Annotated in this window: 21 protein-coding genes and 1 riboswitch; all 21 genes read right to left on the bottom strand. The window is 38.3% G+C overall.

What is annotated here, in order from left to right; genetic code table 11:
• Positions 1-205: 205 nt before the first annotated feature.
• Positions 206-961 (bottom strand): exodeoxyribonuclease III, encoded by a 756-nt coding sequence (locus tag ACIQXR_RS18715; protein WP_402873103.1) that lies wholly within the window; start codon positions 959-961, stop codon positions 206-208.
• A gap of 77 nt (positions 962-1,038) precedes the next feature.
• On the bottom strand, positions 1,039-2,544 hold the full coding sequence (gene cls, locus ACIQXR_RS18710; protein WP_402873106.1) for a cardiolipin synthase: 1,506 nt from the start codon (positions 2,542-2,544) through the stop codon (positions 1,039-1,041).
• A gap of 102 nt (positions 2,545-2,646) precedes the next feature.
• Positions 2,647-4,083 carry a glycogen synthase GlgA gene (glgA, locus tag ACIQXR_RS18705; protein ID WP_402873109.1) on the bottom strand — a complete coding sequence of 479 codons (1,437 nt, stop codon included), beginning with the start codon at positions 4,081-4,083 and terminating at the stop codon, positions 2,647-2,649.
• Positions 4,084-4,096: 13 nt separating this feature from the next.
• Positions 4,097-5,203: a glucose-1-phosphate adenylyltransferase subunit GlgD gene (gene glgD / locus ACIQXR_RS18700; RefSeq protein WP_402873112.1), complete on the bottom strand. Its 1,107-nt coding sequence runs from the start codon at positions 5,201-5,203 to the stop codon at positions 4,097-4,099.
• Positions 5,204-5,219: 16 nt separating this feature from the next.
• Positions 5,220-6,386 carry a glucose-1-phosphate adenylyltransferase gene (locus ACIQXR_RS18695; protein ID WP_402873115.1) on the bottom strand — a complete coding sequence of 389 codons (1,167 nt, stop codon included), beginning with the start codon at positions 6,384-6,386 and terminating at the stop codon, positions 5,220-5,222.
• On the bottom strand, positions 6,386-8,326 hold the full coding sequence (gene glgB / locus ACIQXR_RS18690; protein ID WP_402873118.1) for a 1,4-alpha-glucan branching protein GlgB: 1,941 nt from the start codon (positions 8,324-8,326) through the stop codon (positions 6,386-6,388). The genes ACIQXR_RS18695 and glgB overlap by 1 nt, the downstream gene beginning before the upstream one ends.
• 257 nt (positions 8,327-8,583) lie before the next feature.
• On the bottom strand, positions 8,584-9,597 hold the full coding sequence (locus ACIQXR_RS18685; protein ID WP_402873121.1) for a glycoside hydrolase family 15 protein: 1,014 nt from the start codon (positions 9,595-9,597) through the stop codon (positions 8,584-8,586).
• Positions 9,598-9,867: 270 nt separating this feature from the next.
• Positions 9,868-10,194: an AzlD domain-containing protein gene (locus tag ACIQXR_RS18680; RefSeq protein WP_402873123.1), complete on the bottom strand. Its 327-nt coding sequence runs from the start codon at positions 10,192-10,194 to the stop codon at positions 9,868-9,870.
• Positions 10,185-10,922 carry an AzlC family ABC transporter permease gene (locus tag ACIQXR_RS18675; protein ID WP_402873126.1) on the bottom strand — a complete coding sequence of 246 codons (738 nt, stop codon included), beginning with the start codon at positions 10,920-10,922 and terminating at the stop codon, positions 10,185-10,187. The genes ACIQXR_RS18680 and ACIQXR_RS18675 overlap by 10 nt, the downstream gene beginning before the upstream one ends.
• 25 nt (positions 10,923-10,947) lie before the next feature.
• The gene (locus tag ACIQXR_RS18670) at positions 10,948-11,454 is read right to left on the bottom strand and encodes a mismatch-specific DNA-glycosylase (protein WP_402873129.1); all 507 of its coding nucleotides are present in this window, start codon (positions 11,452-11,454) and stop codon (positions 10,948-10,950) included.
• 227 nt (positions 11,455-11,681) lie between these two features.
• Entirely contained in the window at positions 11,682-11,903 is a 222-nt protein-coding gene (locus ACIQXR_RS18665; RefSeq protein ID WP_402873132.1) for a hypothetical protein, read from the bottom strand.
• Between the two features lie 667 nt (positions 11,904-12,570).
• On the bottom strand, positions 12,571-13,185 hold the full coding sequence (locus ACIQXR_RS18660; RefSeq protein WP_402873135.1) for an NAD(P)-binding protein: 615 nt from the start codon (positions 13,183-13,185) through the stop codon (positions 12,571-12,573).
• The gene (locus tag ACIQXR_RS18655) at positions 13,166-13,927 is read right to left on the bottom strand and encodes a sirohydrochlorin chelatase (protein ID WP_402873138.1); all 762 of its coding nucleotides are present in this window, start codon (positions 13,925-13,927) and stop codon (positions 13,166-13,168) included. The genes ACIQXR_RS18660 and ACIQXR_RS18655 overlap by 20 nt, the downstream gene beginning before the upstream one ends.
• Positions 13,927-14,703 carry a uroporphyrinogen-III C-methyltransferase gene (gene cobA, locus ACIQXR_RS18650; protein ID WP_402873141.1) on the bottom strand — a complete coding sequence of 259 codons (777 nt, stop codon included), beginning with the start codon at positions 14,701-14,703 and terminating at the stop codon, positions 13,927-13,929. The genes ACIQXR_RS18655 and cobA overlap by 1 nt, the downstream gene beginning before the upstream one ends.
• Before the next feature lie 18 nt (positions 14,704-14,721).
• On the bottom strand, positions 14,722-14,940 hold the full coding sequence (locus tag ACIQXR_RS18645) for a DUF3906 family protein (protein ID WP_402873143.1): 219 nt from the start codon (positions 14,938-14,940) through the stop codon (positions 14,722-14,724).
• Positions 14,941-14,954: 14 nt separating this feature from the next.
• A complete protein-coding gene (locus tag ACIQXR_RS18640) occupies positions 14,955-16,583 on the bottom strand; it encodes a nitrite/sulfite reductase (protein ID WP_402873146.1) in 1,629 nt (542 codons plus the stop codon).
• Between the two features lie 16 nt (positions 16,584-16,599).
• Positions 16,600-17,199 carry an adenylyl-sulfate kinase gene (cysC, locus tag ACIQXR_RS18635; protein WP_402873148.1) on the bottom strand — a complete coding sequence of 200 codons (600 nt, stop codon included), beginning with the start codon at positions 17,197-17,199 and terminating at the stop codon, positions 16,600-16,602.
• A 29-nt stretch (positions 17,200-17,228) separates the two neighbouring features.
• Entirely contained in the window at positions 17,229-18,377 is a 1,149-nt protein-coding gene (sat, locus tag ACIQXR_RS18630) for a sulfate adenylyltransferase (RefSeq protein WP_402873151.1), read from the bottom strand.
• 27 nt (positions 18,378-18,404) lie between these two features.
• Positions 18,405-19,109, bottom strand: a complete 705-nt coding sequence (locus ACIQXR_RS18625; protein WP_402873237.1) for a phosphoadenylyl-sulfate reductase — start codon at positions 19,107-19,109, stop codon at positions 18,405-18,407.
• 167 nt (positions 19,110-19,276) lie between these two features.
• Positions 19,277-19,393: a YezD family protein gene (locus ACIQXR_RS18620; protein WP_402873240.1), complete on the bottom strand. Its 117-nt coding sequence runs from the start codon at positions 19,391-19,393 to the stop codon at positions 19,277-19,279.
• A gap of 168 nt (positions 19,394-19,561) precedes the next feature.
• Positions 19,562-19,669, bottom strand: a riboswitch (SAM riboswitch).
• Positions 19,670-19,909: 240 nt separating this feature from the next.
• Positions 19,910-20,446, bottom strand: a complete 537-nt coding sequence (gene ssuE / locus ACIQXR_RS18615) for an NADPH-dependent FMN reductase (protein WP_402873154.1) — start codon at positions 20,444-20,446, stop codon at positions 19,910-19,912.
• Positions 20,447-20,702: the final 256 nt, after the last annotated feature.

Genomic DNA, 20,702 nt, shown 5'->3' with positions numbered 1-20,702 from the left:
CTACCTGCATTTTTTTCAAGTTCGAATAACCTTCGGAAACCACTTGCCCCTGCTTCAATAAATTCACTGGCTGTAAGCTTTTGTACTTGCATGCTATTCTATATGATTTTCTTGATGGAAGCTTGCAATAAACGTTCTCATCACGTCACCCCCCGTTAAACTGGATAACGGATAGTATATTCCCATAACATCATATTTATCCTACTTAAAAGGCCGTTTCCAAGACAATTGGACAATGATCGCTACCCATTATATTTGAATGAATGCTAGCATCTTTTAAATCTACAGCCAACCGCTCCGAAACAATAAAATAATCAATCCGCCAGCCAATATTTCTTTCTCTTACCTTGCTCATATAAGACCACCAAGAGTATGAACCTTCTTTGTTTGGATAAAAATGACGAAAAGTATCAATGAAACCCGATTCTAACAAGTTAGTCATTTTACCTCTTTCCTCCAGGGTGAAGCCGGAGTTTCCAACATTCGTTTTGGGGTTTCTTAAGTCTATCTCGGAGTATGCTACATTAAGGTCCCCACAATAAATGACTGGTTTATTCATATCCAAGGCTTTTAGATATTCGATCATTTCATCTTCCCATTCCAAACGATAGTCCAGTCTCGTTAAATCTCGTTTGGCATTAGGCGTATACACGTTTACCATATAAAATTTTTCAAATTCAAGAGTTATTATTCTTCCTTCAGGCTCTTCATCTCGGTCACCAACTCCATATTTAACCGAAATAGGTTTTTCCTTCGTGAATATCGCCGTTCCTGAATACCCTTTTTTCAAAGCATAATTCCAATATTGATAATAGCCTTCTAAATCAAGTGTGATTTGCCCTTCTTGAAGCTTGGTTTCCTGCAGACAAAAAATATCGGCATCCACATCTTTAAAGTAATCTAAAAATCCCTTTTTTACACACGCTCTTATGCCATTTACATTCCAAGATACCAATTTCATTTTTTATTCTATTCTCCTTATATCTATCTGTTTTGACTTCCAATCCTACTATACTATGATTTCTTAATGCATGCCCATCATAGAATATTGGAAAATAGTCGGGCAAATGATTCTTTTGAACGTTCCAATAGTGTCCTATTTTTATAGGTTAATGGATCAATCCTTTCACAATCTTTTATATCTTCTTGAAAATGAGTGGCTAAATCAGCAATGGAACTATTGCCCATCAAGAAGACATTTACCTCAAAGTTTAAATGAAAGCTTCGCATGTCCATATTTGCCGTACCTATCGAAGCCATGTCTCCATCCACAATGATTATTTTTTGGTGTAGGAAACCTTTTTTATAGGAGTATATTTCTACGCCAAATTGTAGAAGCTCACCAAAATAGGAGCGGCTCCCATACTGGGTTAAGAACCCGTCATTTACAGCAGGAACCATAAGACGAACTTGTATTCCTTTTAAAGCAGCATTCTTCATCGCAGCTTTAATTGCTTGATTGGGGACAAAGTATGGACTTGCTATCCAAACTGATTTGGTTGCAGTCGTTATGAGGGAAAAATAATAATCGCTCATGATTCCCTGCTGGGTATCGGGTCCACTCGCAACAACTTGGACAGCTCCATCTCCCTTTTCAAATTTATTCATTTTTGGTCGTTCTTCTAAGACATCTTCTCCACTTACATATTCCCAATCCATCAGGAATACGGTATGGAGCATATAAACAGCTTCCCCTTTAAGAACCATATGTGTATCACGCCAAAATCCAATGTTTTTATTTTTTCCAAGATATTCTTCCCCTACATTCAGTCCGCCAACAAAACCAATCTCTCCATCTATGATGATTATTTTCCGGTGATTTCTAAAATTGAATTTTTGATTAAAAAATCCGTGCTTTAACGGCGAAAATGGAAATATCTTCACACCTGCCTCTTTCATTCTATTGATTTCTTTATTTGCTAGACTTAAGCTTCCTGCTGCATCAAAGATAAATAATACCTCTACCCCTTCCTTTGCTTTTTCAATGAGGATATCGATGATTTCCTTACCAAGCCTGTCAGAACGAAAAATATAATATTCTATATGTATAAACTTTTCCGCCTTTTTTAACTGTTGAATGATTTCTGTAAATGTTTCATTCCCATTTTTCAATACTTTCGTTTCTGAAGATGTACTGATGGTTGTTTCTGAAGCATTCTTTGCAAAATCCGCAAAAGATTGCTGATGATTATTCAGAAACGATAAATCAGGAGCTGATATGTCATTGACAAGATTCTTCCATTCTTCTCTATCTTTTCTTCTTTTAGATTGAAATAAATATCCTTTTAGATAAAGTTGACCTGAAAACAAATAGAAAATAAATCCAAAAACAGGAAAACAAAAAAGAACATACATCCATAAAAGTGTATCATGGGCAAATCTATTTTCTAGCATAAGTGAGATCATCGTTATAAGCATAACCAAGATATATAATCCCATAAAAAATAGCTTCACATTGAAGCTAGCATAGCTAAATAAAACCATATAAACAGATGCGATTAAAATAAATAAAAACACAATTTCCATTCTTCTTCTACTTTTCATTTTCATTCTCCTACAAATAATTTATATTTATATATACCCATGAAGTATGACAAAAGAAACAAAAACACTTACGAAAATTAATCGTAAGTGTTTTATACTGTCTTATTTTTTGATTGTTAATAAGCTTTCATATAAATCTATATATTCGGAAGATGAGGAATCCCAACTGAAATCTTCATTCATGGCATTTTCAGTCAACTGCTTCCATCTTTTTGGTTGGAATTTATACATTCCTACCGCTTGTTCAATAGTATGAAGCATATCATGAGCATTATAGTTCGTAAAACTAAAACCATTACCTTCGCCTGTAAATTGATTGTAAGGGATGACCGTATCACGAAGGCCACCAGTCTCTCTCACCAGCGGCAATGCACCATAGCGCATTGCTATAAGCTGACCGATTCCACATGGTTCGAATTGTGACGGCATCAAGAAAATATCAGAGCCCGCATAAATCCTCCTGGCCATTCCTTCATCAAAATATGTGTTGGTCGATACTTGATTAGGATATTGCTCAGCCAAATTACGGAAAGCCCATTCATATTTTTCCTCGCCCGTTCCTAATAATATGAATTGAATGCCTTGACCCATCATTTCATGGAAGACATGCAGGATAAGGTCTATCCCTTTTTGGTCAACCAATCGTGTCACCATTGATATAACTGGAACCTCATCATTGACTGGCAAATTCAATATTTCCTGTAATTCGCGCTTGTTTTTCATTTTCCCTTCATATGTGGAAAAAGGCACGGGTAAATATTCATCTGAAGCAGGATTATAGGATTCATTATCGATCCCATTTATGATACCTTTAAGATCCCCGTTCCGTTTACGCAGATAGCCATCCAGTTGCTCTCCATAATAGGGAGTCTGTATCTCTTCTGCATAACTTGGACTTACGGTTGTAATATAGTTAGAGAAGGCCAGACCCGCTTTAAGATAACTCACATTACCGTGAAATTCAAGACCATCCATATTGAAATACAATTCACTTAAATCCAACAATTCCGCTAGGACAGTTTTAGGGTAGACACCTTGATAGAGTAAATTATGTATGGTGAATACCGTTTTAATATTTTCATATAATGGATGTTTTTGATAATGTGCTTTCAACAAGACACTCACAAGACCTGTTTGCCAATCATGACAGTGGATGATTTCTGGGTGATCGTCTAAAAAAGGTATGGATTCTAATATGGCACGGGAAAAAAATGCAAACCTTTCACCGTCATCAAAATATCCATAACTTCCGTGTCTTTTAAAATAATATTCATTATCAAGAAAATAATATGTAATCCCATTGGCAACCAACTTTTCAATTCCACAAAATTGTTGGCGCCAGCCTACAGGGACCTCGATACTGGTCACGTGCGTCATTTCCTGTTTGATATGAAAAGGAAGGTCTTTAAACTTTGGAAGAATTACACTTACATTGACCCCCTGTTTTTTAAGTGCTTTTGGAAGTGCACCTATCACGTCTCCAAGTCCTCCGGTTTTTATGAAAGGAGCGCATTCTGAAGCGGCAAATAGAACATTCATAGCTGTACCTCCATTAAATAACTTCTGCTTTCTTTATTACAGTTGGTTGTTGTAGGCCAATTACTTCTTTATCCCGTGTAATTCTAACTTCTTTATCCGTTATAATATTTTCTACGACTGCCCCTTCTTCTATCTCACCTTTTTGCATGATGATGCTGTTCTTTACGACTGCCCCTTTTTTCACCTTGACTCCTCTGAATAGAATACTGTTTTCAACTGTACCTTCAATATTACACCCATTGGCAATCAATGAATTAGTAACCTTGGAGGATTGTGTGTATTTAGCCGGAGCCTCGTTTTTAATTTTTGTATAGACATCCCATGTATCCCCAAAGAAAGTCCGAATGACGGCAGGATTCAAGAAATCCATATTACTCGAATGAAAACTTTCAATAGAATGTATGAACGGCATTTCTCCAGTGAAATGATAGCCTTTAACCGTAAAACGATGAAGATTGGCTTTAACCGCATCTTTCAAGAAATCGTATTCCCCATTGGCAACACAGCTCTTAATCAAATTGACCAAAAGGCTTTTACTGATAATGAAGGTTTCTAGACAAACATGGTCTCCCGGTTGAGGTATGGTAAAAAAGCTAATGTCGGTGATGGCGCCATCCGAATTCACTGAACATTTGTGGTAGATGGGTTTTTCAATGGATTCTCCCACATAATCTTTATAGACGACAGTGATATCCGCTTTCTCTTTTTTATGGTAAGCAAGCACTTCGTTAAAGTCCAATTTACAAACATGGCATCCAGGAGATATGATGACGGTGTCGGCATCTGCCCGTTCAAAAAAGCTGAGATGGTCATAAAATTGTTTCATGTCTCCAGTGACCGTTTCATCAGGATGTATAGGTGGCAAAATGAATAATCCACCTGAACGCCGGTCTAAGTTCCATTCTTTCCCTGATCCTAAGTGGTCCATAACAGAGAGGTATTTTTCCTTTGGAAAGACAGCGACCTTTGAAACATCCGCATGGATAAAGTTCGACATTGTGAAGTCGATTAGACGGTATCGTCCGCCAAATGGCACAGATGCCACATTACGGTGAGCAGTCAATTCTTTTAAATGTTGTTTTTCATTAATTAAATTGATGATTCCTAACACATTTTCCATTGCAGCTCCCCCTTGATCAATTAAGAGTTATCTTTTTTTTATTTGAATCAGTAATGGTCTGATTTTCTCCAATTAAGGTAATGTCAGAAGTCACGGTTGAATTACCTACCACTGCTCCGTCTTCAATCACGCAATTACTTGCTATGATACTTCTTTCAATGTGGACATTATTGCCAATGGTGACATTCGGCATTATGACCGAGTCTTTTATGGTTGAGCCAAATCCAACCTTGACATTATAGGATAAGACGGAATGGTCAATGTTCCCATAAATCATGCAGCCTTCATTCACGAGCGATTGTGTGACTTCCGCTTCTCTCGAAATATATTGTGGCGGATGATTAGCATTTCGGGCGAAAATTTTCCATTGCGGGTCATCTAACTGGAAATTAGGGTTTTCTTCCAATAAGTCCATATGGGCTTGCCATAGGCTCTCAACCGTTCCAACATCCTTCCAATATTCATTAAATCGATAAGCATACAATTTCTTTCTATCTTCCAGCATCTTTGGAATGATATTGCTGCCAAAATCATTGGAAGAATTCACATCTTTTTCATCATTTATAAGATATTTTCTTAATGTTTTCCAGTTGAAAAGGTATACACCCATTGACGCCAGATTACTCTTCGGGTATTTTGGCTTTTCATCAAATTGAGTGACCCTATCACCTTCATTCGTATTCATAATGCCGAAGCGGCTTGCTTCCTGCCAAGGTACTTGAATCACTGCTATAGTTGCCTCAGCAGATTTTTCGATATGATAGTCCAGCATTTTGCTATAGTCCATTTTATAAATATGGTCGCCTGAGAGGATTAACACATGCTCAGGATCATAGTTATCGATATACTGAATATTTTGATAAACAGCATTAGCTGTACCCTTATACCATTCCCCACCCTCTTTTCCTTGATAAGGGGGAAGGACAGAAACGCCACCCACATCTAAATCCAAGTCCCATGCTTTTCCGTTTCCGACATAATCATTAAGTATCAATGGCTGATATTGAGTCAGGACCCCAACCGTATCGATACCGGAATGAGTGCAGTTACTTAATGGAAAATCTATGATTCTATATTTACCACCGAAAGGAACTGCAGGTTTTGCCAATCCAATAGTTAATTCACCTAACCTTGAGCCTTGACCTCCTGCCAATAACATCGCAATCCACTTTTTTGCTCCCATTATTCGTTCACTCTCCCAGCCCTTTTTTTTGTTTGCTTCATAAAAATTGAAACCCCTAATGGAGGAACTGTAATATTCATACTGTATCTTTGGTTATGATAAGGTTCTTTTTTTACATGAAGAGGTTCTTGATTGATTTGTCCAGACCCTCCAAAGGTAAGGTCATCACTGTTAAATACCTCCATATACTTCCCTAGAGATGGGACACCAATTTTATGCTGATAGTGTGTCTGTTCTGAAAAATTACAAACCACGATACAATAATCTCCTTTTCGCTTACCTTTTCTCATAAATGTAAGAATGCTCTGGGAACGATTATTGGGATCTATCCATTCGAAACCATCCTGTACGTGGTCCTGTCGCCATAAAGATGAATGTTCTCGATAAAATTGTTGCAGGGTTCGAAAATAAAGAGCTAACTTTGTATGGGACTCATACTCCAAAAGAAACCAATCCAACTGTTCATCATCTTTCCATTCAATAAACTGTCCAAATTCCCCGCCCATAAAGAGAAGCTTTTTTCCTGGGTGCGTCATGAAATACCCGAGGAGCAAGCGCAAATTAGCAAACTTCTGCCAATAGTCTCCCGGCATCTTATTCAATAAAGACTTCTTTCCATGAACCACATCATCATGAGAGAAAGGCAAGACGAAATTTTCTGAAAATGCATAATGAAATGAGAAGGTTAAGAGGTTATGATGACTGGGTCTATCACTTGTTTCCAATTGCATATATCGGAGGATATCATTTGACCATCCCATATTCCATTTATAATTAAAGCCTAGACCTCCTATATCAGTTGGAGAAGTAATAAGGGGTCTATCTGTTGCTTCTTCAGCCATCATTAAGGCATTAGGATACTTATCAAAAATCACTTCATTCAATTTTTGTAAAAACCGAATCGCTTCTAGGTTCTCTTCCCCGCCATATTGGTTTTTAAGTTTTACTGGCAAGGGATTATCATGATTCAAATAAATCATGGAAGAAACGGCATCCACACGTACACCATCAATATGGTATACATCCATCCAGAACATCACATTAGATATGAGAAAACTAATAACCTCTGGTTTCGTAAAATCAAAATTAAATGTTCCCCATATTGGTCGATTAGCTCGATCAAATTCAATTGGTTCATAGAGTGGAGTACCATCAAAACAGCTAAGACCATGGGAATCCTTACAAAAGTGTGCAGGAACCCAGTCTAATATGACACCTATCCCTTTTTGGTGGCAAAGGTTCACCAAGTATTTAAAATCATTTGGAGATCCAAAGCGGCTATTTACTGAATAATAACCGGTCACCTGATATCCCCATGATTTATCGAAAGGGTGTTCCATTATGGCCATCAGTTCAATATGGGTAAATCCATTATCAACCACATACTCTACTAAGCTATCAGCCAACTCTCGATAGGTATAAAACTCGGACATCGCTGTCTGTCTCCATGTACCAGGGTGCACTTCATAAATGGACATGGGTTTTTGATAAACATTTCCCTTTTTCCTATCACTCAGCCATTTCGAGTCAGCCCAATCGAAGCTATTCAAACCATGGACAATGGAGGCTGTATCTGGTCTCATTTCAGAATAAAAAGCATAAGGATCTGCCTTTAGAAATTGCTTATTTCCCGGTGAATGTATTTCGTATTTATACAAATCACCTTCTTTTAATCCAGGTATAAATAATACCCAGATACCGGAATTATCGATACGTTCCATAAAATGATCTGTACCGTCCCAATTATTAAAGTTTCCCACTACTGAAACTTTCTTGGCATGAGGTGCCCAAACCGCAAATCTTACACCTTCTATACCTGATGATGTTAGAATATGCGCCCCAAGCATTTTATAACTTTCATAAAGCGTACCTTCATGAAATAAATATAAATCAAAGTCACTTGGATAACTATCTTCTAGTTGGCCAATCATTGTCTTCATTTATCCGCCTCCATCAACATGAACAATATAAACTCGATAGCATATTCGTATCAATAAGTACCAGTTAATATATATATTCGTTAAAAATGGCATTTATCCTTCAAACAGAGGCGATATATTGTAATAAATGCCCTTTTCGCACTACCTTTAAACATTTTAATGGAAGAATACCCAATAAATGTAATAAAATACTTCCCCCAAAATAAATGTAAGCCCTTCCCTTGATGGGAAGAGCTTTTTTTCATGCTCTAAATGACTTATTTAATTTTTTCATTCTGCATCATATTTGTTTTCTCCAAAAATAAATATGATAAAGAAACTGACCAAGCTAACGGGGTATTTCCGTTAGGGACGTCTCTTCCTCCAATATATAATTCGGGCACCTCCCAATTTAAAGGAATGATTTTTTTTGTTTTATCAATATAATCCATCGCCTTGTTCACCATACCTAGTTCAAGGTAGCAAAGTCCAATCCAAGGGAGCCCGAAGCACCATTCGGCTTCTTGCCCTTCATTATAATAAAGATCCTTCTCATAACGTATACAACCGTAAGTCCTTTCAAGACGATTCGTAACATTCTCTAAAATTTTCAGGGCAGTATTGCGATCAACTAGACGGTATGGATAAATTAATGATAAAAGGGCAAGATCGGTTTCCTTCGTATAGCTTTCTCGTGGAAGCAGGAAACGAAGAGCTTCCTCTCCCTTCTTGATTAATTCTTCCTTAACTGTCACAAGCATTTTTACGGAAGTTAAACCGGCTACACAAGCTCCAATACTTGAAGCATGTATTTCAATATTCTCTTCCCACATCCCATTATCTCCGGCCTGCCAATATTGAAGACACTCAAGATAATCGACTAACTTTTGCACAATTTCCAAGTCATGTTCATCTCGTATGACCTTTTGTCCATTCCGGTAACCTTCGCCAACCCCCCATAAAAAAGCACCAATTGAATCATTCTGGGCATGGCCCCATTCAACTGGAAGTTCTTTTAAATCAGTGGAGTACCGAGCATGAATATATTCAAAAAGATATTGAGGTTTTTTTTCGGTATGAATGTCTATTTTCCATTCATACATACGAAATATATCAAATAATGCATGATAGGCATTCATATATCGATCGGATGAATCAGTTAAAAAAGGTAACACTGTGTAAACTACATCCCTAACCCATACATAATTATAATCTTCAGAAAGACTTGCTGTATATGCCCCATTAGAAAGACGCATACGATCAAGGACTTCTAAGGCTCCATTTATATTCATTACTTAAACACCTCCGTAGCAATTTGCTTATTTCCATTATTAACAGCCATTCAATTATTAAACATTCATCCAATCTTTAAAGCGCTTACAATACGAATTCTTTTATTATAGAATATGTAAGCCCGCGCGTTTTTGATAATCAAGCTTCCTAAACCTTATAAGTTAAGATAAATCCCCACCCAATTATCACGCACCAAAAAAACCAGTGAGGCGAACCTCACTAGTTATATCGACTCATTCACTAAAAAGTTAGTACTTTTTAAAACTTTTTTAAAAGAATATTCTTAATGCCATTAATGAAAGAACTCCTCCAAGTACGGTAATTAGTAAGCTTCGTGTGAAAATGGCTATTGCAAATGTAGGCAGTGCAGCAGCTAGGCTCAATAAATTTTCCCTTATAGAAAACGATTGGTCCACTAAAAGAAGTTCCTGAGCAAGTAGGGCAGCCATGACAGCAACAGGAACATGTTTCAGCCAATTGATGCCCCACTCAGGAATATGCATTTTGCTAAGTAACACTAATGGTAAGACTCTAGGGATGACAGTAACGATGGCGGCCCCTAAGATCACATAGAAAATATATGCGTTTATTTCCACCTTTCAATCACCACCCCTATGGTTGATGCTAATATTGTTGCAACGATGACACCTGTGCTTCCAGAAAAAACAAAGCTTGAAGCCACTACAATTATGATGGCACTGAGAGCTACCAAACAGTCAAGAAAATACTTTTTATGTCTTAAAATCTGCAAAACAAGAAGCCCAATAAACATTGCAGGCAATGCAAAGTCCATGCCATATTTCTCGGGATTGGGAATCCATTGCCCTAAAAAGCCCCCTGCCATGTTTGCCACGAACCAATTAAAGTAGGCGGCAACATTCAGACCTAACATCCATTTAAAATTGATGGCTCTATTTAGCTGTGCATGATTAATGGCAACGCCAAAAGTCTCATCTGTTAACAAGGCACCTGTTAGTATATTTTGCTTCGTTGTTTGATGACGGAAATATGGTGCCAATGCCGCACTTAGTAAAAGATGGCGGCTGTTGATGAAAAAGATCGTAAAAACAATGGCAGAGATCGGGTGACTTGCCGCAATCATGCCTGACGCTATAAATTGACCGGATCCTGCATATAATAAGAGGGAAATAAGGGCAATTTCCACCATGCTTAAGCCCGCTGTTTTTTCGACTACCCCAGCCGCAAAGCCGATACTTAGATATCCCAGTAAAGTAGGGATACAGTCCTTCACCCCTTCCCAGAAACTTTGCCCTTCATTGACATCTGTATAGATACGCTCTTCTCCCAAACTATCCTGCCTCATAAGTCTCCGCCCTTATTATGTATTTTCACTTCTTCAAAAGCTCCGGCAATTCTCGATAGATTTCAATAATATCCTCTATCCTCATCCTAACCAAACCGCTTGAAGATGGGGCTACAAATTCCATCGTTTCCTTCGACAAAGGATCTTTCTGTAAGCCCCATGGAACGTCTCGTTTCTGCCGATACTCTTGATATACTCCCTTACCGACGAAACAAACAATCCTAGGCTTGAAAAGCTTTATCTTTGCAAGTAGTTGTTTTCTTCCCTCTTTGTATTCTTCTTTAGTGATATCGGCAGCCCCTTTTGTCGGTCTAGAAACAATATTAGTAAATCCAAAACCCAACCCTAATAAAGCGAAGTCTTCAGAAGGATCGTATTTTCTTTCGGTTAATCCAGCTTCGAAGAGAATCTTCCAGAAGCGATTATTTGGATTGGCATAATGATGTCCTGTCTGTCCTGAACGGATACTAGGATTGAAGCCAACAAACAGGATATCCAAATTTTTCGCTAGGTGATCGGGTATGCTGTACATTTTAAAACTCCTTTTATAACGTTAAGTTATCTCTTTTATATTATTGTACAAAACTGTAAAATATTTAACTACCTTTTCAGATGTTTTTATCTCGATAATAAATCCACGATGACTTAAAAAGGCAAAACTCTTTATAGATCGACATATAAAAAAACAGCCATCCATTCAGATGACTGATTCTTTAAGAAATTTACTGGTCAATCTTGACACATAAATCATGGAATGGTTTAATCATTTTCTTTATTGTCGTGTTTGTTTTTTCGTTCCTGACACGTCTCATCTTGCTTACACTCTTTCTCCTTTTTTTTCTTGAGTGTAGCGTTGAACTTGTTATTGACTGTGAAGATATACCCGGGAATGATTTCTAATGAAAATGAATCGCCAGCCCGAAACCGTGCTAGAACTTTGCCTAGCCTTGAGCCTGTTGAGTCTTTTGAAAAAATGGACATTGATGTACCCCTTTCTTATTTAGCCTCAACAATAGTATATGGATACCTTGTCTCATTCGATTGGACTTATTATAGTAAGAAAACTTCTTAAAAGGGAAGAAACTAAATTCCTCGTATAAATGAACTGATTAAATTTTAGAATGAGGTTTCCATGGAATGCAAAAAACAACCACAAGGGTTGTTTAAGAGTCAATTCGCTTAGGCTGAATAAGTCCCTAGCTTTTTTGCTAAAGACAGTTTTGTGACTCTATGGTAGATTCCGAGACAGCCTAAAAAGACATGTATTCCATTTCCCCTGGAAACCATGCGATAGACTATATTCTTGTCTACAATACCAAGGTTGATAGACGAGGCCACTGAAACAGCGGTGGTTCCAATTCTGATAAGGGACGGATAACATGCTAAACTGAAGCAACTGCTGGAGTAATTCAAAACATCAATTGGAGTGAAGATGAACTTTCCCATGACTGTTCCAAGTGAACCATCTATTCATTCTTGAAAAACTGATGAAAGCTAACACGATGAACTTTCCCATGACTTCCTCCCCATTTTCCTAGATTAATACACTGACCTTACATACACCATTCATGTATAGTCAAAAGAGGCACCTTGCAATGATAAATTATCATTGCAAGGTGCCTTCCTTTTCTCTGATGAGCGCAATCTATTAATCAATTTCAACCGGCATAAGACTCACTAAAAATCGATATCTTTCCTTAACGGAATGCTTATACAACACGTCGATTGAATTTTTTAACAACCTGGATTTTTCTGTTTTTGAAAATGAACTGCTTTTTATATGCTGTCTTGCTTCGAATAGGAATTCGAGATAATCCTCATACGATTCATCATATACTTCCTGTAAATCATTACGGATCTGTTTAGCTAGCTGAGGGCTTGCCCCATTTGTGGAAACACTGATTGAAAGCTTTCCTCTATGTAAAGTTGCCGGAATGTGGAAGTTTGCCATCTCGTGATTACTGATGACATTGACGAGTTGATTTTCATGAGCATTTTTGTAGATTTCTTCATTAACCTTGGATGAGTTGGTTGCGGCAATGATTAAAAAGGCTTCTTGATAATCCGCTGCTTCCACCTCTTTACGAACAACATGAACGGCTCCTTGTTCTTGAAGTTGCTGGAACCCTTCACAAATCTCAGGACTTATCACAGTGACAATAGCTCCTGCTTTTATTAAAGGGTTAGCTTTAAAAAAGGCTATTTTACCGCCGCCGATAATGACGCACTTTTTATTTTCGAGATTAAGCGTAATCGGATACATAAGCACTCTCCCCAGATAATTCCTGAATTCTATCTGATATTGCTTGTTCAATCTTAGGATGATAGCCAAGATAAGGACAAAGGACAAATTTCTTGTCGCTGTTTCTCTGGACTTCCGATATTGCCCTTTCCATCGATTGCATTAAAAGACCAGTAAACAATAGATAAGGGATTACGAAAATTTGGTTTACGGGAGTCGAATTCGCTTTTAACAGTGCTTCTCCAAAGCTTGGTGAGGCCGCTGTCAAATAACAGTCCTTCACTCTAGTGTTTGGTATCCTGTTTTGAAGTGAATTGGCTATATGGCCTAAGTCTCTTTTTACATCAGGATCACTGCTTCCCCGCCCAACCAATAAAACAAGTGAATTTTCCGTTATCTTTTCTTTTGTTTCTACCAAACGTTCCTCTAAGATATCCACCATTCTCTCACTGACCCCTATTGGCCTACCATATTTCATTTCCACATCAGGAAATTGGTTTTTCATTTTACGTAAAACCTGTGGAATATCATGTTTAGCGTGCGCAGCAGTTAATAAGAGAATCGGGATCGCTTTAATTTTTGTTGCTCCCCTGTATACACAAGCTGCATATGCTTCTTCTATGGTCGGGCTTTCCAATTCCAGAAAGCAATACTCTTGAATAACATTGGGGTGTCGTTTCATACAAATTCGAATAAAATCGATAGCTTGCGCGGAAGCCTCTTTAACGCGACTCCCATGACATATGTAAAGAATCGCTTCCATTAAAAGGCCTCGTTAGCCAATAACTTTTCGACTTCCCTTGGTTCGAACCAATTAATTTTCCCACTTAAGTTAACCACTTCTCCAACGACGATCATACAGGGATTTGAGATTCCTTCGTTTTGGACAGTTTTTAGTATAGTGCCTAATGTACCGATAGCCGTCTTTTGTGTATCCAATGTCCCCCAATGGATTAATGCTACAGGTGTGTCTGGACTTTTCCCATGTTCCAAGAGTTTTCCTTGAATATACGGAAGGTTCTTAATACCCATGTATATCGCCAATGTATCGATGCCTTTAGCAAGCGATTCCCATTTGATGTTATCGTCTTCACCCTTTTTACGATGACCGGTTACAATGGCAAATGATGATGCATGGTCTCTATGGGTAACCGGAATACCTGCATAGGCCGATGCGGCTATGCCAGCTGTAATGCCCGGTACTATTTCAAAGCGTATTCCATTTTCGACAAGAGCCTCTGCTTCCTCTCCGCCTCTACCGAACACAAAGGGATCTCCGCCCTTTAATCGGGTGACCACCTTACCCTTTTTTGCATATTTGACGAGAAAACGATTGATTGTTTCTTGTTGCAAGAGATGGTAATCCGGCAGTTTTCCACAATTAATCAATTCTACGCCATCTTTGGCATGAGTCAACAACTCTTTGTTTACAAGGCGGTCATATAAAATAACATCAGCTTCCTGAATACATCTTAACCCTTTTACTGTAATTAAATCTGGATCTCCGGGACCGGCTCCTACTAGATATACTTTCCCCATTTTGCAATCCGCCTTTCCTCAGAGTACTGTTTCGAAATTCGATAAAACGAAACCTGCTCCATTTTTAATTTGTTTCTTTTCATATAATGATACGTCATTAACCATCGGCATTTTCAAAAACCGTTTTTCCAGCTCGATATCGACAAGCTGGAAAGCCATTTCATCTGAATCTGCAGCAATGATGACATGACATAATTCATTCTTAATTGTAACTTCAAAGCGATAAAGATTCATCATTTTTTTACCTCTTTTTAAACAGCAATCATGCTCGCTAAGACATTATCCAGTTTATTCTGTAATTCCGACGTTCCAACCCGTTCAACAAATTCAAGAAAACTTTCCGAGGGAAGTTTTTTGTCTTTAAAATAAAGAATTAGCTCTTTCAAGACATGATAAAGTTGTTCCGCTTCCACTTTTCCTTTTAGTTTTTCATTGAATTTTCCGCCAGCATTTAATGTTCCGCCCACGTATATTTCGAAAGCCTCAACCATCTTTTTATCTTGGTTTTTCATTTTTATCCCTTGTAATCCTATATCAGCAATCGCTCGTTGGCCACAGTTATTAGGGCAGCCAACCATATGCAGCCTTACCGGTACATCTAGATCAATTTCCTTATCCAATGTTTCGGCAATGGTTTTCATCCTGTTTTTCGTTTCAACAAGTGCTAGGTTACAATATTCTATACCTGTGCAGGAAACGGAGTAACCGAGAAATTTCTTGGGCTCGTATGGAAATCTTTCAAAGATTGTTTCCTGTTTTAAGGCTTCCAGATTTCCATCCGATACATTCGGAATAATCAGGTTTTGTGAATTGCAATTCCTGATTTCCCCATTTCCATATCTTTTAGCTATTTCGGCGAACTCGATAACCTCTTCGGGCGTTAGTCGACCAACTGGGATATTGACGCCCACATAGTTGAGTCCTTCCTGTTTTTGTTTATGTATGCCGTAAAAATAACCAGCATTCCATTCCTTCAACGCACTTTCTCCCTTGTCAGGTAGCGGCCCAGTGTATTCCAGTACTTTTTCCGTGAATTGTTCAGGGCCCCAATCAGCAACAAGAAACTTCAAACGTGAACGGTGGCGTTTTTCCCGGTATCCGAAATCACGAAAAATCGTTGTGATCGCTGCAGCCACTTCTACCGTTTTCTCAGGTAAAACGAATAAATCCAGTTCTTGTGCCAGCATAGGGACTGAGGATAGACCCCCACCAACTTTCACATGAAAGCCGACTTCTTCTTGCCCATCTATGACCTTTGTTGCCGGATTAAAGGAAACGCAATTGATTTCGGCGTTTGAAGCATTATGTATATTAGCACTGACTGACATTTTATATTTACGTGGAAGGTTCGAAAAGTCTTCATTCATTCTGAAGTATTCAAATACATCCGTAAGGACTTCCCGCGTATCGAATAACTCATCTGGATCGATTCCAGCTAGAGCGTTGCCGATAATATTCCGTGTTATGTCTCCGCAAGCACCCGCTGTTGTCAATCCTACCTGATCTAGACGATTTAATATATCAGGGACCTGCTCTATCGTCAACCAATGAAATTGTATAGCTTGCCGTGTAGTGATGTCATAGACATCGCGGCCATAATCCTTAGCAATATTTGCAAGGGTGATCTGTTGGTCGTATGTGAGAATCCCTCCTGGAATCACAACACGCATCATCCAATAACCAGCTTCTTTAGGACGTTGTAAGTAAAGACCTGCCCATTTGAACACATCCCATTCTTCTTTAGGGATGGAGTCGAATCCATTTGCCGCGTAATGAGGAATATCGTCAAAAATCTTCAAAGCATCTTTTTCCAGTTTCCGAATTTCCATTTTGTTTTTGGCAAGCGCTGGATTGTCCGCCCAAATCTTCTCGTACACCATTTCTTTTCCCCCTAGGTTAAATCGCTCTCTTTGTTGTCAAATAGTCTATAACCTGTTCGACGCACTCTTCTACACTAAACTGACTGGATTCCAATACGATTTCCGGATGTTCCGGTTCTTCATATGGAGAATCGATTCCAGTGAAATTTTTAATGATACCTTTACGCGCCTTGTCGTAAAGACCTTTTGGATCACGGACTTCACATTCTTCAAGTGGACATTTTATGTACACTTCAATAAACTCGCCTTCTCCAAGCAGGTCCCGAACAATTTGACGATCTGCACGAAAAGGTGATATAAATGCCGTTAATACGAATTGACCACTGTCCACGAAGAGCTTGGATACCTCTCCAATCCGTCTAATATTTTCTGTGCGATCTTTTTCTGAGAAGCCTAAATCCTTGTTAAGTCCATGACGGATATTATCCCCATCCAAAACATAATTTCGGATATTCCGATTATACAACTCGTTTGCAACAGCATTGGCGATCGTTGATTTCCCAGAACCTGAAAGCCCGGTAAACCATATCACCGTGCTCTCATGACCGTTTTGCTTCCGTCTAAGTTCCTTCGTTACCGATGCATCATGCCAAGTTACATTAGTACTTTTACTCATGAGGATCCTCCTTCTAAAACTTACAATAATTAGTTATATACCTCGTTCTTCTTAAGCCCTTCTATCAATACTTCGATTACTTCTTTGCGGCTGAAAGTCGCTGGTGGAATTTCCCCATTCCGTAACATTTCCCTAACCTTCGTCCCAGAAAGGATGACGTGATCTTCTTTACCATGCGGACATGTTTTTGCAGAAGCCATATTCCCACATGTTTTACAATAGAAGCTATGTTCAAAGAATAATAATGTTATCCCTAACTCATCAGAAGTGAAGTTCCCGAAGATCTTTTGTGCGTCATACGTACCGTAATAATCGCCCACACCTGCATGGTCGCGTCCGACAATGAAGTGAGTACATCCGTAGTTTTTACGAACCATTGCATGAAAAATCGCTTCTCTAGGTCCTGCATATCGCATGGCTGCTGGGAATACCGCAAGTGAGACACGGTCCTTTGGATAATACTTTTCAAGTAATACTTTATAGCTTTCCATCCGAACGTCAGCAGGAATGTCATCGGACTTCGTGGCACCAACTAATGGGTTTAAGAATAATCCATCCACTATCTCCAATGCTGTTTTTTGAATATATTCATGGGCACGGTGAACGGGGTTTCTTGTTTGGAAACCGACAACCGTTTTCCACCCTTTTTCTTCAAATGTTTTTCGGGTATCAACTGGGTCTAAATAATGATCCTCGAATAATGGACGCTCGATCCGTTTAATAAGCTTGATTTTACCACCTACATATACATCGCCACGATTATATAGATTTTTTACACCTGGGTGATTCTCATCATCCGTTTGATAAACTAAAGTTGCCTCCACTTGCTTATCAGGTGTAAATATATCGGAAACGGCAAGGACTCCATAAGTTTGGCCCTCATGAGTTAACTTTACTTCTTCCCCGATTGTAAGAGCGTTTGCCACATCAGCGGAAAGTGGTAATGTAATAGGAATACTCCAGACATGCCCGCTGCTAAGCCTCATATCCTTTACTACTGTTTGATAGTCTTCTTTTGAAAAGAATCCCTCAATGGGGCTGTATGCTCCAGTCCCTATAAGTTCCAAGTCGCTTAATGAGATTTCATCAATTTCAACGGATTGTTCTATTTTAGTTAAATCATAGTCTGGTTCAAAGCGATTGATTAATGTTCCTCCGTGCGGCAAGCTAATGGTCATGCTGATTTCCCCCTGAATTTTTTATAATTATGATAAATGTAATCCGCATTCTGTTTTTTGGGCACCTTGCCATCGTCCTGAACGAAGATCATCAGCATTAATGGCAGGTGCTGTACATGTTTTACAGCCAATACTTGGATATCCATTATCATGAAGCACATTATATGGTAAGCCATTTTTATGCGCATAACGCCATACATCTTTCCATGTCCAATGAATGAGCGGACAAATTTTGATAGATTTGAATTTGTTGTCCTTGTTTATATATTCAGTCAATGCACGGGTTTCCGATTGCTCCCTGCGCAGTCCCGAGAGCCAAGCCGTCGCTGTTGATAATACTTCAGTGAGCGGCGTAATTTTGCGGATGTTACAGCATTGATTTGAGTCATGAAGCCATAATTCATCACCAAATTCAGCGGCTTGTTCTTCCAATGTCATTTCCGGTTTCTTCATTACAATGGAAAGCCGTGGGTAACGATTTTTCACTTGTTCGATTAATTGGTAAGTCTCAGCGAAATGAACATCCGTATCCAAGAATACGATTTTGGCGGAAGGATTAACCTTTGCCAGCAAATCTGTCAGTACAATTCCTTCAATCCCAAAACTACAGGCATAAATGAGTTTATCTCCGTACTCTGAATTTGCCCATTCCAATACTTCTAACGCGCCTTTTGTATCGCTATCTTCCGGGAACGAAGGTAATGTCGCTGTATCAATATTTTCATAGTCCACTAGCTCTGCCAACTCTATACCCCCTTTTAAGAATCACCCTATGGTACAGCAGATATCTTTGAAAGCCTTTGAAACACCATTTCTTATAATGAAAAAGGCGGCTTTAACCAATAGTTTCCTATTTATATCAGCTAAATCCACCTCTAGTTTTCTAGTCAGCAGTCCATTTATTTAATTCTCAATTTTTCGTTTCTTTCCATTTGTATAACCTTACCGTCCTGAACGATAAGGGTTATGGATCCATATTTCATAGTTTTTAGCATTTCTTGCAGCCTTTCAAATATTTCCCCCAGCTGATTTTCCTTTTCCAAGGCTATTCCTCCTTTAAGAAAACTCGTCGACTAGCTTGTCGTAAGATGATCAGCTTGTAAATGAATTCCCCCAAATTAATAAAATCAATCAGAAAAATCCTTCCATGCCAAGATGGAAAGATTGATAAGGTAATCTTATTTACCTTATCTTCCAAAATGATGACATTTTGTTGGATGTAGCACCTTGCATTCATGATGCAGGTTGCTGGACTTCAAAGGGCCAAATCCCTCCGTCGCTCTTGATAAGTTTTATTATTTTAAATATTAACACATATCAAATCATTGTCAATGGAGTTTTCATATAAATTAACTTGGTTTAATATTTTGGTTTAACTTCAATTATTATACACAAATAGTTCAAGTTTGTTACAGTGATTTGTTAAGCCAGTAAAAAAGGTTCATTCATCCTGAACAAGCTTGAATAAACCTTTAAAGTAGCCTATAACTTAACTCGTTGATGGGAAGGGTCAAGATAAAAAGAAGAAATCATCAATTTCTTCTTTTTTGTATGGCTTCTACAAATTCCTTTACTTGACTCTTTGTACGATCAAGTAATTCCACTTCCTTAATCGGATGTTTTGGATTCTGCTTATCGATTTCTTTATCCACAAAGTATAACCCCTGCATCGGTTCCCCTTTTAATATTGATATAAGAGGTTTCAGCGCATAATCTATAGCCAATAAATGCCTGTTGCTTCCCCCAACCATTATGGGCAAAACTGGCTTATCCTTAAACGCGCCCTCGGGTAATAAATCAATTAGAGCTTTCAACACTCCTGTATAAGATGCCTTATAGACAGGTGAACCAATAATGATACCATTAGCTTGCTTAATCTTTTCTGAAAGTCTTAGAATATCCTCGCTATCATAACGACCTTGGAATAAGTCGTTTGCAGAAAACTCGGTAATAGAATGATAGTCCGTTGTAAATCCTTCTTTTTCCACCAACGTTTGGATATATTTTAATGAAATATCTGTTCTTGATGGTATAGCAGGGCTGCCTGATAAAATTATAATTTCGCTCATATCTATTCCTCCTGTATGTAAAATCTGCAAAGGATCTGGGTCCTTTCCAGTTAAGCAACTTCAATTAATTATCTTAATTATCAGAAAAATAAAAGTCAAGTAACTTAATTGGAATTTATATTTTTGAAACACTAATAAGTATCGTATTATGCCATTGACTAAAAGGGGCTGTCTAATAAGTCCCTAAAATAAAACAGGTGGAGAAAAACGAGTTGTTTTTCTCCACCTGTTTTTCTATTTCTATAATAATTTACTG

Source organism: Peribacillus sp. NPDC097224 (assembly GCF_044761985.1).
In the GTDB taxonomy this organism is placed as follows: Bacteria; Bacillota; Bacilli; order Bacillales; family DSM-1321; genus Peribacillus.
Note: the sequence above shows the minus strand (reverse complement) of the source record. Positions and strands in the feature narration are given on the sequence as shown.

Coding starts and splice junctions, on each gene's coding strand:
- ACIQXR_RS18660 (WP_402873135.1), bottom strand. CDS start 13,185: ATGTATCCGATTACGCTTAATCTCGAAAATAAAAAGTGCGTCATTATC.
- ACIQXR_RS18670 (WP_402873129.1), bottom strand. CDS start 11,454: ATGTACAGCATACCCGATCACCTAGCGAAAAATTTGGATATCCTGTTT.
- cls (WP_402873106.1), bottom strand. CDS start 2,544: ATGAAAAGTAGAAGAAGAATGGAAATTGTGTTTTTATTTATTTTAATC.
- glgB (WP_402873118.1), bottom strand. CDS start 8,326: ATGAAGACAATGATTGGCCAACTAGAAGATAGTTATCCAAGTGACTTT.
- ACIQXR_RS18675 (WP_402873126.1), bottom strand. CDS start 10,922: ATGAGGCAGGATAGTTTGGGAGAAGAGCGTATCTATACAGATGTCAAT.
- ACIQXR_RS18645 (WP_402873143.1), bottom strand. CDS start 14,940: ATGATGAATCTTTATCGCTTTGAAGTTACAATTAAGAATGAATTATGT.
- sat (WP_402873151.1), bottom strand. CDS start 18,377: ATGACCATTAGCTTGCCGCACGGAGGAACATTAATCAATCGCTTTGAA.
- glgA (WP_402873109.1), bottom strand. CDS start 4,083: ATGAATGTTCTATTTGCCGCTTCAGAATGCGCTCCTTTCATAAAAACC.
- cobA (WP_402873141.1), bottom strand. CDS start 14,703: ATGGGGAAAGTATATCTAGTAGGAGCCGGTCCCGGAGATCCAGATTTA.
- glgD (WP_402873112.1), bottom strand. CDS start 5,203: ATGGAAAATGTGTTAGGAATCATCAATTTAATTAATGAAAAACAACAT.
- ACIQXR_RS18695 (WP_402873115.1), bottom strand. CDS start 6,386: ATGGGAGCAAAAAAGTGGATTGCGATGTTATTGGCAGGAGGTCAAGGC.
- ACIQXR_RS18665 (WP_402873132.1), bottom strand. CDS start 11,903: ATGTCCATTTTTTCAAAAGACTCAACAGGCTCAAGGCTAGGCAAAGTT.
- ACIQXR_RS18715 (WP_402873103.1), bottom strand. CDS start 961: ATGAAATTGGTATCTTGGAATGTAAATGGCATAAGAGCGTGTGTAAAA.
- ACIQXR_RS18685 (WP_402873121.1), bottom strand. CDS start 9,597: ATGAATATAAATGGAGCCTTAGAAGTCCTTGATCGTATGCGTCTTTCT.
- ACIQXR_RS18655 (WP_402873138.1), bottom strand. CDS start 13,927: ATGGAAGCGATTCTTTACATATGTCATGGGAGTCGCGTTAAAGAGGCT.
- cysC (WP_402873148.1), bottom strand. CDS start 17,199: ATGAGTAAAAGTACTAATGTAACTTGGCATGATGCATCGGTAACGAAG.
- ACIQXR_RS18640 (WP_402873146.1), bottom strand. CDS start 16,583: ATGGTGTACGAGAAGATTTGGGCGGACAATCCAGCGCTTGCCAAAAAC.
- ssuE (WP_402873154.1), bottom strand. CDS start 20,446: ATGAGCGAAATTATAATTTTATCAGGCAGCCCTGCTATACCATCAAGA.